Source organism: Anabaena sp. CA = ATCC 33047 (assembly GCF_963870205.1).
In the GTDB taxonomy this organism is placed as follows: Bacteria; Cyanobacteriota; Cyanobacteriia; order Cyanobacteriales; family Nostocaceae; genus Trichormus.
In genome coordinates, this window is the sequence record NZ_CAWMSA010000056.1 from 68,437 (window position 1) to 83,900 (window position 15,464).

A 15,464-nucleotide genomic window follows, 5' to 3' on the forward strand; every position below is an offset into this window, starting at 1 on the left:
TTACGCTCCGCTAGCTGTATATATGCTAACAGCCGACTCAAGCATCAAAGTCAATTTTCTAGGGGTATGAGGCTTGAGGGTTGTAGATTCGGTAACAGTTATTGCCATTGCATCTATAACCGAATGGATAACAGCCGCAACACAAGGAACAGCCACAGCATTACCGGCTTGTTTTCTCACAGCTTGATAACTGCCAACTATTTTGTAAGAATCAGGGAAACCTTGAAGTCGTAACATTTCCCGTTCTGTCAGTCTTCTTTCGCCATTGACTAACAGGTAATTGTAAGATGCTCCTGCTCTCAAGGCGCAAGAATAGGGATATGCACTAATATTACCGCCTTTATTTTCATGCCAGATAGTTATTTCGCTATATTGCTGCTTTCCCTTTCGTTTTTCTAGACGACTATTCCTAATTTTTTCGGAAGCGTAATAAAAATCAGGTACTTTATCTTCCAGAACTTCTGACAGTGGCTTCATCGGAACACCACCTTCAGGCCAAATGAAATCAACTCGGTTGCGGAAGCCTACAATAAAAATACGTTCGCGCTTCTGCGGTACACCAAAATCCAGCGCGTTGAGAATCCGATAGTCGGCGTAGTACCCTAAGCTACTAAGAGTTTCCATGATTACTCTGAGGGTTTGCCCTTGATTATGCCCTCTTAACTGTTTGACATTCTCAAGGATAAAGGCTTGAGGCTGTTTTGCTTGCAATATACGGGCTATTTCAAAAAATAGAGTCCCACGTATATCATCAAAGCCTTTCATGTCTCCGCATATACTGAAGGGTTGGCAGGGAAACCCAGCGAACAAAATATCATGTTCAGGGATGTGTTGAGCGTCTATCTGGGTAATGTCACCGGCTGGCTTCTCGCCAAAGTTGGCTGCATAAACTTTTTGAGCGTCAGGATCTAGATCACTGGAAAAAACGCAGACGGGTTGAAGATTAAGCTGTTGGCAAACCATTTCAGCCGCGACACGAAACCCGCCAATTCCACAAAACAGGTCTAGAAATTTGAGTGCGATTTTTTTGTCGGCGTGGTGCATCTGTTTGGCGTTTACTCGATTGTGGCAATTGATTATCCACTAATTATCCGACATACATCAACTGTCAAAATTAGCTCAAGCCTATGACTGAGAAAGAATTTCTGGTGAAAAAACCAATTTGGTAGGAGAAGAAACCAAGATAATGCAGCATAATTAACCTTTATAGCATTGAGCGATCGCCATCAGTGACAAACTGAGATAGTGCATCCTCAAAGCTGGAGATTCAACTTCAGTAATTGACTATGAGTACAGCAAATATTACGCCAGCTATACGTGTAGGAGTCTTGGGTTTCGGTGGACTCGGACAAGCAGCCGCCAAGCTACTTGCAGGTAAACGAGAAATGAACTTGGTAGCCGTGGCAGACCAAAAAGGTTACGCTTACGCAGCTGAAGGTTTAAACTTTAAAGATTGCATTGCTGTCTACCAGTCTCAAGGTTCAATAGGTTATTTAGAACCAGTCGGTAATTTAACTAACAACAGTATTCAAGATTTAATCGACAGTAGCCAACCTGTAGACGGGTATTTTCTCGCTTTACCCAACCTACCCAATGACTTTATCCCTTCCGTAGCGCGGCAGTTTATTAAATCTGGTTGGCGTGGTGTGCTGGTGGATGCGATTAAACGCACCAGTGCTGTAGAACAACTAATTACGATGAAAGATGAACTGCAAGCAGCAGGAATTACCTACATGACAGGATGTGGTGCTACCCCCGGACTGTTAACCGCCGCCGCCGCCTTAGCTGCCCAAAGCTACGCGGAAATTCATCAAGTAGAAATTACTTTTGGCGTGGGAATTGCCAATTGGGAAGCTTACCGCGCCACTGTGCGAGAAGATATTGGTCATATCCCTGGTTATACAGTAGAAGCTGCACGGGCAATGACTGACGCAGAGGTAGAAGCTTTACTAGATAAAACTAACGGTGTGCTGACCTTGAAAAATATGGAACACGCCGATGATATCATGCTAGAGTTAGCCGGGATTGTAGAGCGCGATCGCGTGACTGTTGGCGGTGTAGTTGATACCCGCAACCCGAAAAAACCCCTCAGCACCAATGTTAAAGTTACAGGACGCACTTTTGAGGGTAAAATCTCCACCCATACCTTCACTTTAGGTGATGAAACCAGCATGGCTGCTAATGTGTGCGGCCCCGCTTTTGGTTATCTTAAAGCTGGTATGCAATTGCATCAACGAGGCATTCACGGCATATTTACAGCCGCCGAAATTATGCCCCAGTTTGTCAAATAATAGGACTAAAGTAGGGGCGGGTTAAAAGAGTAAATCTGTAGATATACGGAATTGTTTATCAACCCGCCCCTACTACGAGCTATAGTCTGATACCAGTTACGTAAGTCCTGATTACTTTTTTCGACTGGGAGTAATTAAGCTGAGTAAGTAGACAATCACTCCTAGAAATCCCAATTCTCTTGTCAGAAATTGCCAAAGCTGTCTCCGATTGCGAATACTTTGAAAGTTATTAAGATAATCTTCCAATCCTTTGATTGCAACTAAATTTTCCTGTGTATTTAATAACTGTTGTTCTGATTGTTTTAAATTTAAGCGTGTATTCTGCATTTCTTGCAGCAAAATTCCAATTTTTTCTAAACCTCCAATAGAATTAATTTCTTGTAAAAATTTCTGTATATAATCAACATTTTGAGAAGATTTGGCTATTGTCTCTTCTAAATTTACCTGAATACTTTGTGATTGTGTCAACAGAATGTTGGCGGTAGCTTCAATCTGTTTGATAGATTCTTCAACTTTTAGGAGTGCTTCCCGACTAGAATGAATTTCGGCAATTAATTCCTTAACTTCATCTATTTCCTGAGCTTTTTTTAAAGTCCTTTCCGCACTCTCTATAGATTTATTGATAATGTTTACTAAATTTTCCAAGTCTTCAGCAACTTGTAAATCTGTAGAGTAGCTTTTATCCATGATTTATCTCTTTATAATAAAGTTTATCTATAGCTGCCTGACAAAGTAAGGATACTAAAGAACCATCTTGGTTTGATATTTCCTGTCTAAATGGAAAATGTTCAGGCATTTCTATTCCTATCTTGGTACGTACTCGTGCAGCTTCATACAACATTCCTTTATTTTCAAGTTCATCTGCAATCCTTAAGATTAAATTCTGATATTCTTGAAAATCTATATCTTTTAGTGGTGCAGCTTCTCCGATGGCTTGCCAATAATTACCTAAAGCCCGTAACAGTAGGCATTTAAGAGGAATTTTATCAACTAAGCTGAGAATGTTATCAGCTTTTAACAATTCCTCATGTATCAGATGATTAGGCTGACTCTGGATAATTCTTATAGCATTATTTTCGATTTCTGCAAGTTTTTTTAAATCAACTCTTGCTAGTCTCAATGCAGCATAAGTATCCCAGGAAATTTGCAAGGGATGGCTGTTCAAACCTTCATAAATAAAATCACATACAACGTCTATATCTAGAAATAAGTTTTCTCCATTCGCCCATTCAATAATCCAATCCAGAGCTTCTAAATTTTGGGATGTGGAACATTGACATTCCTGAAAATGTAATCTTCCAATTCTCTCGATTTCATCAGTAATTGCAATTATCAATAATCTATAACGAGGTCTAGTGAAAATTGTGTACCAATTATTTGCTTCTTCAAATGTCGGTAATCCCTGACCATTAAAGACACAAAAAGCTACACAAACATCAAATTCTCTACCTTTAGCTTGTTGAACATTTAAATAGTCTAAGCCAGGAAGATTTTTATACTTTTCTGGAACATTCTTATAAATTATTTTCACTCGACTAGAGACACGCCTAAGAAGAGAACGCTGCTCTAAAGATGAGATATATAGAAATTTTTTACTCAGAATTTCCAAAATTTCTAGTGCTTCCGCCTGAGAATTGCATTCTAAAAGTCTTACAGGTTCACCAACCTCAAAAGTATTTTCAGGATTGCTGATTTCAGGTAATCTTTTTCTTCCTGAATTTGCTTTTTGTGCAAACCTATGAAAAGTATTAGCAAATTTTAAGATAAATTTAGTGTTGCGATAATTGTATTGTAAACATTTTCTTTTATTTAATTGTAACTGTCCCCAGTCGAAGTTTACAGGTTGAATTCTTTGATTCATATCACCTAATAAACAAAGCACAGAAGTATGGTAATATTCTGTTTGCCATCTCTCCAGCATTTTGATGATAGCCCACAGTTCATCTATGAGATAATCTTGGGCTTCATCAAATATAAAAATCGTTCTATTTGCATTTGGGAAATTATGAGCATTTTCGGTAATTAGATATACTCCCTCTATCCAATTTCTCTTGCCTGCCAGTTGAGAAATTCGGTTATTCTCATTAATGGTTTTTAATTGGTTTATTAAAGATTCATTTTCATAATAAATTGGATGCTTAGATTGGTTAGATTTATGCCTGTTGATTACAAAGCTTCTATATAAAATTAATTCTCGATATCCAATATATTGAGAACGGGGAATATCATGAACTCTTCGACGTGCTTCTGCTTGTAGAGCAGATAATTCTTCTGATGTTGTGGCAATTTTTTGGTATATATCAGGTGCAGATTGAGAAAGCCATTCAGTAAAAGTTCCTATAAAGAAATTTTTCGGTTCTTCAGCTATAATTTTCTTGATTTCTGTAAATTTCCTAATATCATCACATAAATTAGCAGGAAGTATCAGAACAATATTCCAATTATCGCGATAAAGTTCACAAGCAATTAAAGCAGCACATACAGTCTTGCCTGTACCTGGCGCACTTTGTATTAAAAGGCTATTGATATTGGTAAAATTTGATGATATTTTAGACGAGCTTGTTTGTAGTTCAGCAAAAATTCTTTTCTGTTCATTCGTCAAAACTGGAGAATATAAATAGCCGCCATAAACAAATTCGTACCAAGAGTCAGATTGATAATTGTGCCATTTATATGTAGGAATATCTTCTACTTTCCTTTCATCTATTTCCAATACATCAGCTAATGTTAGCGGTTGATTTCTATCCCTGTTTTCAATTATGTTTTTATAAACATTTTTTCTTAAACCTGCTTTAATTATTAAAAATACATTTGAGTTCAACCTTTCCCAAATGACTCTAACATCTTTTCTTTTTGTTCTCCATAAATTTTCATAGCCTTCTAGTTTTCGATATTCTCCAAGATTACATTCACTCATTTGTGTGAGGATTTCTGCTACATCTTGAAAATAGACGTAAGAAAGCTTTTGAATTTCTCTAAAAGCAGCACGTACAATTATTACAGTACAATTTCCCATAGCATTACCTCAGAGGATACTACGTTCATTAAACGATTTATCTGAGTCATAGCCACTGTGATAATAGGGAAATTAGAGTTGCTGAATTTAGGTATGAAAATAATTTACATATAAGCTATGGTGCTGCTGTCAACCACGATGAATAAATCTCATCGGCAACAGTAGGGAATTTAAGTAAATTGGATATTTAGCTGACTACACTGATCGTAATATGTAGTTCGTATCTGTGGAAACACTAAAAATTAGTATAGCGTGAAACAGCAGAATTGGGAATTAGATATTTCTGAATATGAGTATAAAATTTCAAGATACCTGCTTAACACACATCTTGCACCTGTTCCTTGATGATAATTTTTGGAGGGTGGGCGTTGCTTGCAAGTTGCTCAAAGCCTTAGTTTTAGGTTCTTGGCTGTGCATCGCCTGGAGCTTACTGAGAATGGTGCAAGATATCAGCGATCGCTATGCGGTAATGATGAATTGCGGAGACGACAGATACAGAAAAGTGAAAGATGCAAATTATACAACTATGACAGGGAAAACAGGGGGAGCCTGGGAGAATACTCATATCAGTTCCCAGTCCCCATTCCCGATTCCCGATTCCCTAAAAGAATGCTGCTTGATGACGAATCAAGTTCAAGAATTCTTCGCGGGTTTTTTGGTCTTCTTGGAATATACCAACCATTGCACTGGTGACAGTCCAAGAGCCGGGTTTCTGCACACCCCGCATCACCATGCACATATGGGTGGCTTCCATGACTACTGCTACACCTTGCGGTTCTAAGATGGTTTGAATGGCTTCGGCAACTTGGCGAGTCAGCCTTTCTTGGACTTGCAAGCGACGGGAATACATCTCGACAATACGGGCTAGTTTACTTAGTCCCACAACCTTCTGGTTAGGAATGTAAGCAACGTGCGCTCTACCCATGAAGGGTAACATGTGGTGTTCGCACAGGCTAAAGAAGTTAATATCCCGGACTAATACCATCTCGTTATGCCCTTCATCAAACACGGCTCCATTGATGAGTTCTTCTAACGATTGGTTGTAGCCACTGGTCAAAAACCGCATTGCTTCTGCAACTCGCTTGGGTGTCTTCAATAGACCTTCCCGTTCTGGGTCTTCTCCTACACCTACTAATATTGCTCTCACGGCCTCCATCATTTGCGCCATCTGTTCCTCTGAAGGCTGATGCAAATCGGGTTGCTTGCCATCGTGGGTGTTGCGGTCTGGTCTGGTGTTGATGGCTTCTGCCAAATCGGGAATCAAAGGAGACTGAGCGCGATTGGAACCGTTGGAACTAGCAATAGTCATGATATCAATACTTGGTTATGGTTTATCGTGAGTTGTGAGTCATTAGTCATTGGTCATGGGTTGTAATAAACAAATGACCAACAAAGGACTAATTAAAGCGCACCTGCGCTGGGCATGAGAATCAATTCGTTAATCACTGCTTGTGGTGGTAATAAAGCAGTATGAAGAATTGACTGGGCCACAATTTCTGGGGTGAGCATTTGGGAACGGTCAAAGTCAGCATCAACGGTTTCTGTGTCCCACAGTTCAGTGTTGACTGCACCAGGACAAATCGTTGTGACACGAATACCTTGAGGGCGTTCTTCTTGCGCCAAAGTTTGAGCAAGGGCTAGTAAACCAGCTTTACTCACACAATAGGCTCCCCAGTTAGGAAAAGCTTGTTTGGCAGCGATGGAGGCGACATTGATGATTGTGCCATTACCTCTAGCGCGCATTCCCGGCAAAATACCTTTAATACACTCAAAGACGCTAGTCAGGTTTAAATTGATCACTTGCTGCCAGTCTTCTAAAGTGGTTTGACTGAGAGTGTTTGTGTATCCTATACCGGCATTATTTACGAGGATATCTATCTCTCCAAAATCATCGGCGATCGCTTGCATTTTTGTTTGTACTTGCGATACCTCAGCTAAGTCTACAGCATACACTTTGGCTGTAACTCCAGTATGTTTGGTTGCTTCTGCTACAGTCTCTAACTTATCTAGAGAACGGCTCACTAAAGCAATATCTATTCCTGCTTGTGCAAAGGCTAAGGCCGTTGCTTTTCCAATTCCACTACTCGCCCCAGTAATTAGAGCGCGTCGTTTCTGCTCCAAACTCATCCTCTCTCCCAATTTGTTGGCAGGTTTGCCAGGCTTGACCACCCAATTATGAAAATCTTAGGTGTTATTTTAGATGACACAAATCTTAAATTAATCTTAATTTCCCCGGTTTTTCCTGGAAAAATGATAATGTTATCTGTTATTATTAGCGTCCTCTTCAATTATTTTTATACAGGATAACAAATGTTGTCTTGAGAACTCAAACCATTGACTCACAGCCAATTATTCATTTTCTAGACACAGCTTTAGGGTATTAGGAATTTGAAATTGGTATGACACTCATCTACTGGAGTGGATTTGCCACTGACAAATAAACAACCTCCGAATTTTTTTGTGGGATGGGTGTCTCCACCTGTCCCATATTTTGGGCGGGTAGTCTGCCCACCTTACAAGATGGATAATTTACGCTTGGGAAATCCCTGGGTTCCAGACATCAATGCCTATGGCTGAAAAGATTGTTAAAAATCTTTAAGAACCATAGGCATTATAACATTGCTTGTGAGTTAATGTATCAAATTCTCAGGCTGATTAATGGGCGATTTCTGTAAACACGCCGATTTTACGGAATTTTTCGTAACGCAGTTGCCGCCGTTCTGGAGATGTTAAACGATTGAGTTCATCTAAATTGTCTAAGAGTGCTTGTTTAAGGGTGTTAGCGGCTTGAAGCGGGTCAGTATGCGCGCCACCAATAGGTTCGGGGAGAATCTGGTCAATAATACCCAAGTTTTTCAAGTCGTGGGAGACAATTTTCAGGGCGACGGCGGCTTGGGGAGCTTTGCTTGCGTCTTTCCACAAAATAGCGGCACAGGCTTCGGGGGTAGCAACGGTATAAACGGCGTGTTCAAACATTAATAGGCGATCGCCGACACCAATACCCAAAGCACCACCAGAACCACCTTCACCGATGACGGTGCTGATAATGGGTACATCCAGAGAGAACATTTCCCGTAGGTTATAGGCGATCGCTTCCCCGGCACCTTGACGTTCTGCGGCTACCGTCGGCAAAGCTCCCGGTGTATCGATAAACGTTAAAATCGGCATACTAAACTTATTGGCGTGTTCCATCAGCCGCATCGCCTTGCGATAGCCGCCAGGGGTAGCCATGCCGAAATTACGAGCGATATTATCTTTAGTATCGCGTCCTTTTTGATGACCCAACATCACCACCGGTTGCCCACCTAAACGCGCCACGCCACCAATCAAAGCTGGATCATCACTACCAGAGCGATCGCCATGTAATTCCATCCAGTCATCAGTAATAGTCTGAATATAATCTAGGGTACTGGGGCGACGGGGATGACGAGCAACTTGCAGGCGTTGAGCCGGCGATAAGGTACTAAAAATCTCCTCCCGCAATTGCATGGCGCGTGCTTCTAGCTTGCGAATCTCACCAGAAACATCAACACCGTTCTCGTCTGCCAATTGCCGAATTTGCTCAATTCGGTTTGTCAATTCAGCTAAAGGCTTTTCAAAATCTAAAAGTAGTGGTTTACGCTCAGTTGTAGCCATAGTTAGGGATTGGGTATTGGGGATTGGGGATTGGGTACTGGGGATTGGGTACTGGGGCATTTAATGCAAGAATTTGGAATTTTTTAGGCGTAAGCCTTCCCTACGCTGGCGTAAGCCTAGCCGTAGGCTATGGGTGAATTAATTTGTCCCCAGTCCCTCGTCCCTAAACCAACAGTGGTCTAAACCCGTGTTTTACCGATGCTTGACCAATCTGCTCCATTTTGTCTACGGTAATCTGATTACGCCCCCAAGAAAAGTTCGTGTATAACTTCTCAAATTCCAGCAGCATCGATTCAGCAAAACAAGCAAATAACTGGCGTGCTGGCACTTCCATATTGACGATTTCCATGATTTTCCAGTCAATATCTAAAGAATGCTCAACAATACCACCGTTGAGAACATACACACCCGAATGCTGTAATTTAGTGGCTAAATTTTTGGGATAGCCGCCATCAATCAACAGACAAGGTTTCTTCAAGGTTGTCGGGTCAATTTCCACACCTTTGGGCATACTCGCCACCCAAACTACAATATCAGCTTGGGGTAAGGCTTCATCCAAAGCCATGATTTTTCCCCGTCCCAATTCTGCTTGTAATTGCTGGAGGCGTTCTTGGTTACGGGCTATCAGCAACAGTTCTTTAACATCGGTTCTCGCATCTAGCCAACGAGTCACTGCACTGCCAATATCACCAGTAGCCCCACATATCGCTACTGTCGCTTGGGAAAGTTCTATTCCTAGTTGTTGTGATGCGCCTTCTATCTGCCGACAGATAATATAGGCTGTGTGAGTGTTACCTGTAGTGAAGCGTTCAAAATCTAGTTGAATGTTACGAACTTGTCGAAACTGCTCCAAGTTAAAATTTTCAAAAATGATCGAGGAGAACCCACCTAAAGCTGTGATATTGATGCCATGCTTTTGAGCATGAGCCATAGCGTTGAGAATTTTCCGTGTTGCGGCTTTAATCCGACGATTTGCCAGCATTTCAGGTAAGAAGCAAGATTCTACATACTTGCCTTCAATTGTCTCCCCAGTGATACTGGTAACTTTAATGTGATCAACAATTTGCGGTGGCGCGCTACACCAAAAATCTAGCCCTTGATCGGCGTATTCTGGGTATCCCAATTCTTGGGCGACCGCTTGAGCGTGTTCTAGGCTCGTCAAATGTCCAATTAGACCAAACATTAGTGATATATTCTTAGGCGTGTGCTTTGCTAAAAGCGTGGGGTTTGTGGGTAAGAGACAATACCTAACTCTTAAAAATACTATACAAAGCGTAAGATGTCTCAGGGGCAACAAAGTCAGTTACCCCTACAAGCAAGGTTTAAGCTGCTCTAAGTCCGTAGGCTGATAAGCGCATGATTTCCCCAGTCGAGAAGCCGATATTGCTTAGGGCTTCTCCGTACTGAATCATAAAATCTTCTACTAGGGCTTCTTTTTCCATCGCCAAAGTTGCGGCATCTGCTGCTACTTTGTTTAACATTTGCCAAACTATGGGCAAATTTTGGCGATTGGCTGCTTCTAATTCAGCTTTGGAGGTAGCAAAGTGTTCTTTTAGCCAAACTTCGCCAAAGTTGAGGTGACTGTATTCATCTTTGACGACTCCTTCGGTGATTTTGCGAGCGAATTCATCGGCTACGGGGATGTAGATGTTGTATGCTGCGATCGCAAAACATTCGATGATCAAAGACTGAATTAACAGACAAGTCACAACCTTGCCTTCAGCTGCTGCTTTTTGGAAATTGCCATGTAAATCAGCAAAAAATTCTTTAGCGAACTGCATATCTGGTTCTACTTTCAGATTGCGTCCACAAGCTTCAAATCCTTTCTTGTGGCGATTTTCCATTTTTGAGAGCCGAATCAGTTCATCTTTGTGTTCTGGCAGCAGTTCAGCTAGTTTAATGTAATTTTCATAAGCTTCTTGTTCGCCTTCAATCACGATGGCATTAATCCGGCTATAGCCATCTTTGTATTTTTCGCTGTGGAAATCAATTTCTAAATCGGCTGTCATCTGCTGCATAGTTATGTTTACTCCTGTAAACTGAATTATTTGATACGATGTTGGACTTACCCCTTGAATTTAGGGTAATGCTCACTGTTGTTTAATTTTACTTAACAAGTCACTATGTTATAGATTAGCTTTTGCTAGGAGTGATAGCTCTACCAATTTAATCAAATCAATAGGTCTTACTTCAAATTTTCCCACTTCGACGCAGCAAATGGTTGAAAATGGGCTTAGAGCATTGGACATGGGATTTTTCTCCTCTGTTGCCTTCACTCCCTACACCCCATAAACTTAGTGATTTAACTCATGGCTAAACCAAACTGGAGTCTCAAATCTGCCGATGTTTTCAGCCTAGGAGGACTAATACTGGGGGCGGTGATTGTGCTGTCACCACTGTTTGTAGTCTTTCTCACTTCCTTTGCACCTCCGGGAGCCAACATAGAACTTTTGCCCAAAGATAATTGGTCTTTAGCTAATTACCGCGATGCGTGGCAAAGAGGTAAGTTTTTGTTAGCATTTGCTAATTCTACCTTGGTGGCGATCGCTGTGACGGCATTTCAGATTATTACTTCAGCACTGGCGGGTTACGCTTTGGCGCGGCTGAAATTTCGCGGTAGACAAGCACTGTTGTTGGTAGTCTTAGCCACTTTGGTGATTCCGTTTCAGTTATTGGTAATTCCCATCTTTTTGGTACTGAAGTGGGGACACCTGATTAATACTTACGCAGCCTTAATTTTACCCACTGCCGTTAACGGGTTTGGAATTTTTCTCTTACGTCAATATTTCCAAACAATTCCCGTAGAGTTGGAAGAAGCCGCAGCTATTGATGGCGCGAACCGACTACAAATTTTGTGGCGAGTCATGTTACCTCTAGCCCGCCCTGCCTTGGTGACGCTGTTTTTATTTACATTCATCGGCGAATGGAATGACTTATTTAAGCCCTTGGTATTTACCACTCGACCAGAATTAAGAACAGTACAGCTAGCTTTGGCTGAGTTTCAGGAACAGTTTACCAATAATTGGCCTTTGATGATGGCGGCGGTGACAATTGCCACTGTGCCAGTTATGGTGTTGTTTCTCATCGGTCAGCGTCAGTTTATCAGAGGTATTGCTACGACAGGTATTAAAAATTAACGGGGAACAGGAAACAGGGAACAGGGAACAGGGAACAGGGAACAGGGAACAGGGAACAGGGAACAGGGAACAGGGAACAGATTTTTCCTCCCTGTTCCCTTTGACTGTTAGAGTCTAGCCTAGAAAGTATGTAAAGTTTTGTAACGAATTGCGTAATAGTAAGTAACCAAGCTGTAGCAATAATTAGGTGAAGTTGAGGTAAATTGAGGACTTCAACTGTTTTCAATCCCTGTAAATATCAGGGGTGCAAAAATTTATGATTCCAACTTTCTTAGGACTTACGCAACTGGCACATTAGTAGGGTGCGTCAGATATTTAAAATCTGTTATTTTTAGCCAATTATCGCTTCTGACGCACCCTATACGAGACTACACGCAACTTTGATGATGACAATTGCCTAAGTCCTATTTCTTGAACTACCACATCTACATAGCTAACAAGGATTAACAATAGTTATGAGTTCTCAAAACTTACAGGAAACAGTGCTAGATTCTCAAACCTTAAAACAACTACAAAGCGACATTCAAAAGGAACTACTAGAAGTCTTAAATAACTCTCAACTCAGCAAAGTATTGCAAAAATACGGTATATCACAGTCAGAAGTTCTGAAAATTAGTTATCAACTGGATTTAAATAAATTACAAAATATTGTAACTGATCAAAATCAGTTATCTAAAGATTGTTTATTAACAACAGAACAACAGCAGATTGAAGCCAGTGCAGTATTGCTTAAGCCTTGCCCAATAGAAGGTTATCCTGATGGGTGTTGGGTAGATAGCTAAACAATTTGTCAAACAAAAAATTGTGTTTTTCTGCACGGAAATATTTCCGCTACAGATAGCGTATCAGAGTATGATTATCCCAGTCAGTATTGCTAGTGCGTAACGACTTGGGGTAATCATTTTGTCATGTATCACAGCCGAAGCTACCATAAAAACTTAGGGCTAGTAAGTGCTTTAGCAATTGCTAGCATATCTGCTTTTTTTGGAAATGGTGCTTTTGCTCAAATCCAAGAAGACAACACCTTGGGTGCTGAGACGACAGTTGTCACACCTAGCTTGGTTAATAACCAAACTATTTATCAAATCGATGGGGGGGCAATTCGTGGGAGTAATTTATTCCACAGTTTTGAGCAGTTTTCAGTGCCTAATGCTCATACAGCTTATTTCAACAACGCTACAAATATTCAAAATATTATTAGTCGAGTCACTGGCAATTCTGTTTCCAATATTGACGGCATTTTCAGAACTAACGGCACTGCTAACTTATTTCTGATTAACCCCCATGGCATTATTTTTGGTTCTAATGCGGCGTTAGACATTCAAGGTTCATTTTTAGCTAGCACGGCTAGTAGTGTGCATTTTGGCAATAATCTGCAATTTAGTGCTGTTAGCCCTCAGACAGTGCCATTATTGGCAGTAAATGTCCCTATTGGCTTGCAATTTGGCACTACGGCGGCTACAATACGCAATCAATCCCAAGCAAGTCTGAGAGGCGAAACTAATCGTTTAAACCGCCCGGCTGGTTTACAAGTGTTGTCAAATCAAACTTTGGCATTGGTAGGCGGTGATGTGATTTTGGAGAGTGGAAATTTAACCGCCAAGGAAGGAAGAATTGAACTAGGAAGTGTTGGCGGTAATAGTTTGGTAAGTATCAACCCCATCAACCAAGGTTGGCTTCTGGGATACGAAAATGTGAGCAATTTTCAAAACATTCAACTAACAAGGGGGACTGTAGGTAGTCCTGCTAGTCCATCTATAGTGGATGTGAGTGGTGAAGGTAGCGGCAGTATTCATTTACAAGGTAGGCAAGTTTTCATTAATAGCAGTTCACAGCTTTTAGCTAATACTTTAGGTGCTAGGCAAGGAGGTAATTTAACGATTAATGCCTCAGAATTTGTGGAGTTAGTTAGTGGTACACCTTTGACTACCAGAACTTTTGGTTCTGGAAACGCTGGAGACTTAACAATTACAACAGGTAAGTTGATTGTGAGAAATTTCGCTCAAGTCAGCACAGGAGCGCAGTTTCCAGATAATGTCTTAGGACAAAATCAAGTGCTACGCTTGGGTTCTGGTGGCAAGTTAGTGATCAATGCCTCAGATTCTGTATTGTTGAGTGGTAGTTTTCCTCTTGGTAGTCAGGCTTTATCCAGTGGATTAGTTACTGCTACTCCTGACAATGGAGATGGTGGGGATGTAATCATCAACACGAGGACTTTACGTATTGAAAATGGAGCGAGGATATTAACAGAGTCTGCGGGTATACTATTACCAGGAACTAACCAATATTTACCAGCTACAGGTAGAGGCGGCAATGTGACAGTTAACGCCTCTGAGGCTATAGAAATAATTGGCACTTCAACTAATGGTGTCCCCAGTCGTATTTCTACTGCAACCAGGGGTATTGGAAACGCAGGCAATGTAACTTTGAATACTGGGCAATTGATGATTCGGGATGGGGGCGCGATACGTGTCAGTAGTGCAGTACCAAACAATTATATCTACTTAGGAGACCCTACTCAGCTAGGAGCAGCCGGTGAGATTACAGTCAATGCTCGTTCCATGCGATTAGAAAATCAAGGACAACTGGTAGCCGAAAGTGAAGCCGGGAGAGGGGGAAATATTACGCTCAATATGCAGGATTTGCTATGGATGCGTCAAAACAGTCAAATTTCTACCAATGCAGGCCAAACATTAGGCGGTGGAGATGGTGGTAACATTACCATCAATGCGCCTAATGGTTTCCTTGTTGGTATTCCTTTAGAAAATAGCGATATCACCGCTAATGCTTTCTCTGGTAATGGCGGTAGAGTTACTATCAACGCTAAGAGTATTTTTAGTTTTGTAGTACGTAGTCGTGCAGATTTGGTGAGGTTGCTAGGAACTGACAATCCAGAGGAATTAAACCCCAACAAACTGGAAACAAACGACATCACAGCCTTTTCTCAACAAAATCCTTCATTAAGTGGTACTGTAAAAATTAATACACCTGATGTAGACCCCAGTAAAAGTTTAGTAGAACTGCCAACAAGTCCTGTTGATGCTTCTGAGCAAATATCTTCTAGTTGTAATTTTGGTATAAACACTAAAATAAGCTCATTTGTTGTTACTGGTCGCGGAGGAATTACACCGAGTCCTACTGATCCATTGATGGATGATGCGGTGCTGGCAGACTGGATTAAATTACCAGTAGATCCGGGAAATCGTGGTAGTAGTATTCAGCAGCATAGAGAAGTATATACAGGGAGATTGGCGGCTAGCGATCGCTCTGGTGAAATTGTCGAAGCTCAAGGTTGGATAGTAGATGGCAATGGTAATGTAGTCCTAGTTGCTCAAGCACCCAGTGTACCCCATAGTCTAGGGTTGAAGTCGGCGGCTTGCGGTG

12 protein-coding genes are annotated in these 15,464 nt (G+C 41.2%); 4 read left to right on the top strand and 8 right to left on the bottom strand.

The window, feature by feature from the left end; all coding sequences use genetic code 11:
- Complete coding sequence (locus AACS98_RS17020; protein WP_084386927.1) at positions 1–1,044, bottom strand: DNA cytosine methyltransferase; 1,044 nt, start codon at positions 1,042–1,044, stop codon at positions 1–3.
- 242 nt (positions 1,045–1,286) lie between these two features.
- On the opposite strand from AACS98_RS17020, the gene bioU reads away from it, so the two are divergent.
- Positions 1,287–2,291, top strand: a complete 1,005-nt coding sequence (bioU, locus tag AACS98_RS17025) for a (S)-8-amino-7-oxononanoate synthase BioU (RefSeq protein WP_066381983.1) — start codon at positions 1,287–1,289, stop codon at positions 2,289–2,291.
- 111 nt (positions 2,292–2,402) lie between these two features.
- Here bioU and AACS98_RS17030 read toward each other — a convergent pair whose 3' ends face one another.
- The 7 genes from AACS98_RS17030 to AACS98_RS17060 form a co-directional block, all read right to left on the bottom strand.
- On the bottom strand, positions 2,403–2,978 hold the full coding sequence (locus tag AACS98_RS17030) for a hypothetical protein (protein ID WP_066381984.1): 576 nt from the start codon (positions 2,976–2,978) through the stop codon (positions 2,403–2,405).
- On the bottom strand, positions 2,971–5,307 hold the full coding sequence (locus tag AACS98_RS17035) for a hypothetical protein (protein WP_066381985.1): 2,337 nt from the start codon (positions 5,305–5,307) through the stop codon (positions 2,971–2,973). Before AACS98_RS17035 ends, AACS98_RS17030 begins: the two co-directional genes overlap by 8 nt.
- 601 nt (positions 5,308–5,908) lie before the next feature.
- Positions 5,909–6,616: a GTP cyclohydrolase I FolE gene (folE, locus tag AACS98_RS17040; RefSeq protein ID WP_066381988.1), complete on the bottom strand. Its 708-nt coding sequence runs from the start codon at positions 6,614–6,616 to the stop codon at positions 5,909–5,911.
- A 92-nt stretch (positions 6,617–6,708) separates the two neighbouring features.
- Positions 6,709–7,434, bottom strand: coding sequence for an SDR family oxidoreductase (locus AACS98_RS17045; RefSeq protein WP_066381990.1), 726 nt, complete (start codon positions 7,432–7,434; stop codon positions 6,709–6,711).
- 528 nt (positions 7,435–7,962) lie between these two features.
- Positions 7,963–8,943, bottom strand: a complete 981-nt coding sequence (locus AACS98_RS17050; protein ID WP_066382363.1) for an acetyl-CoA carboxylase carboxyltransferase subunit alpha — start codon at positions 8,941–8,943, stop codon at positions 7,963–7,965.
- A gap of 163 nt (positions 8,944–9,106) precedes the next feature.
- Positions 9,107–10,126, bottom strand: a complete 1,020-nt coding sequence (locus AACS98_RS17055; protein WP_066381992.1) for a long-chain acyl-[acyl-carrier-protein] reductase — start codon at positions 10,124–10,126, stop codon at positions 9,107–9,109.
- A 139-nt stretch (positions 10,127–10,265) separates the two neighbouring features.
- Positions 10,266–10,961 (bottom strand): aldehyde oxygenase (deformylating), encoded by a 696-nt coding sequence (locus AACS98_RS17060; RefSeq protein WP_066381994.1) that lies wholly within the window; start codon positions 10,959–10,961, stop codon positions 10,266–10,268.
- Positions 10,962–11,252: 291 nt separating this feature from the next.
- Between AACS98_RS17060 and AACS98_RS17065 the strand changes: the two genes are divergently transcribed.
- The 3 genes from AACS98_RS17065 to AACS98_RS17075 form a co-directional block, all read left to right on the top strand.
- Positions 11,253–12,080: a carbohydrate ABC transporter permease gene (locus tag AACS98_RS17065; protein ID WP_066381995.1), complete on the top strand. Its 828-nt coding sequence runs from the start codon at positions 11,253–11,255 to the stop codon at positions 12,078–12,080.
- Positions 12,081–12,535: 455 nt separating this feature from the next.
- The gene (locus AACS98_RS17070) at positions 12,536–12,862 is read left to right on the top strand and encodes a hypothetical protein (protein ID WP_066381997.1); all 327 of its coding nucleotides are present in this window, start codon (positions 12,536–12,538) and stop codon (positions 12,860–12,862) included.
- Positions 12,863–12,988: 126 nt separating this feature from the next.
- On the top strand, positions 12,989–15,464 hold a 2,476-nt coding region (locus AACS98_RS17075), incomplete at its 3' end, for a beta strand repeat-containing protein (protein ID WP_084386928.1).

Coding starts and splice junctions, on each gene's coding strand:
- AACS98_RS17030 (WP_066381984.1), bottom strand. CDS start 2,978: ATGGATAAAAGCTACTCTACAGATTTACAAGTTGCTGAAGACTTGGAA.
- AACS98_RS17060 (WP_066381994.1), bottom strand. CDS start 10,961: ATGCAGCAGATGACAGCCGATTTAGAAATTGATTTCCACAGCGAAAAA.
- AACS98_RS17070 (WP_066381997.1), top strand. CDS start 12,536: ATGAGTTCTCAAAACTTACAGGAAACAGTGCTAGATTCTCAAACCTTA.
- bioU (WP_066381983.1), top strand. CDS start 1,287: ATGAGTACAGCAAATATTACGCCAGCTATACGTGTAGGAGTCTTGGGT.
- AACS98_RS17045 (WP_066381990.1), bottom strand. CDS start 7,434: ATGAGTTTGGAGCAGAAACGACGCGCTCTAATTACTGGGGCGAGTAGT.
- AACS98_RS17055 (WP_066381992.1), bottom strand. CDS start 10,126: ATGTTTGGTCTAATTGGACATTTGACGAGCCTAGAACACGCTCAAGCG.
- AACS98_RS17035 (WP_066381985.1), bottom strand. CDS start 5,307: ATGGGAAATTGTACTGTAATAATTGTACGTGCTGCTTTTAGAGAAATT.
- AACS98_RS17050 (WP_066382363.1), bottom strand. CDS start 8,943: ATGGCTACAACTGAGCGTAAACCACTACTTTTAGATTTTGAAAAGCCT.
- AACS98_RS17020 (WP_084386927.1), bottom strand. CDS start 1,044: ATGCACCACGCCGACAAAAAAATCGCACTCAAATTTCTAGACCTGTTT.
- AACS98_RS17065 (WP_066381995.1), top strand. CDS start 11,253: ATGGCTAAACCAAACTGGAGTCTCAAATCTGCCGATGTTTTCAGCCTA.
- folE (WP_066381988.1), bottom strand. CDS start 6,616: ATGACTATTGCTAGTTCCAACGGTTCCAATCGCGCTCAGTCTCCTTTG.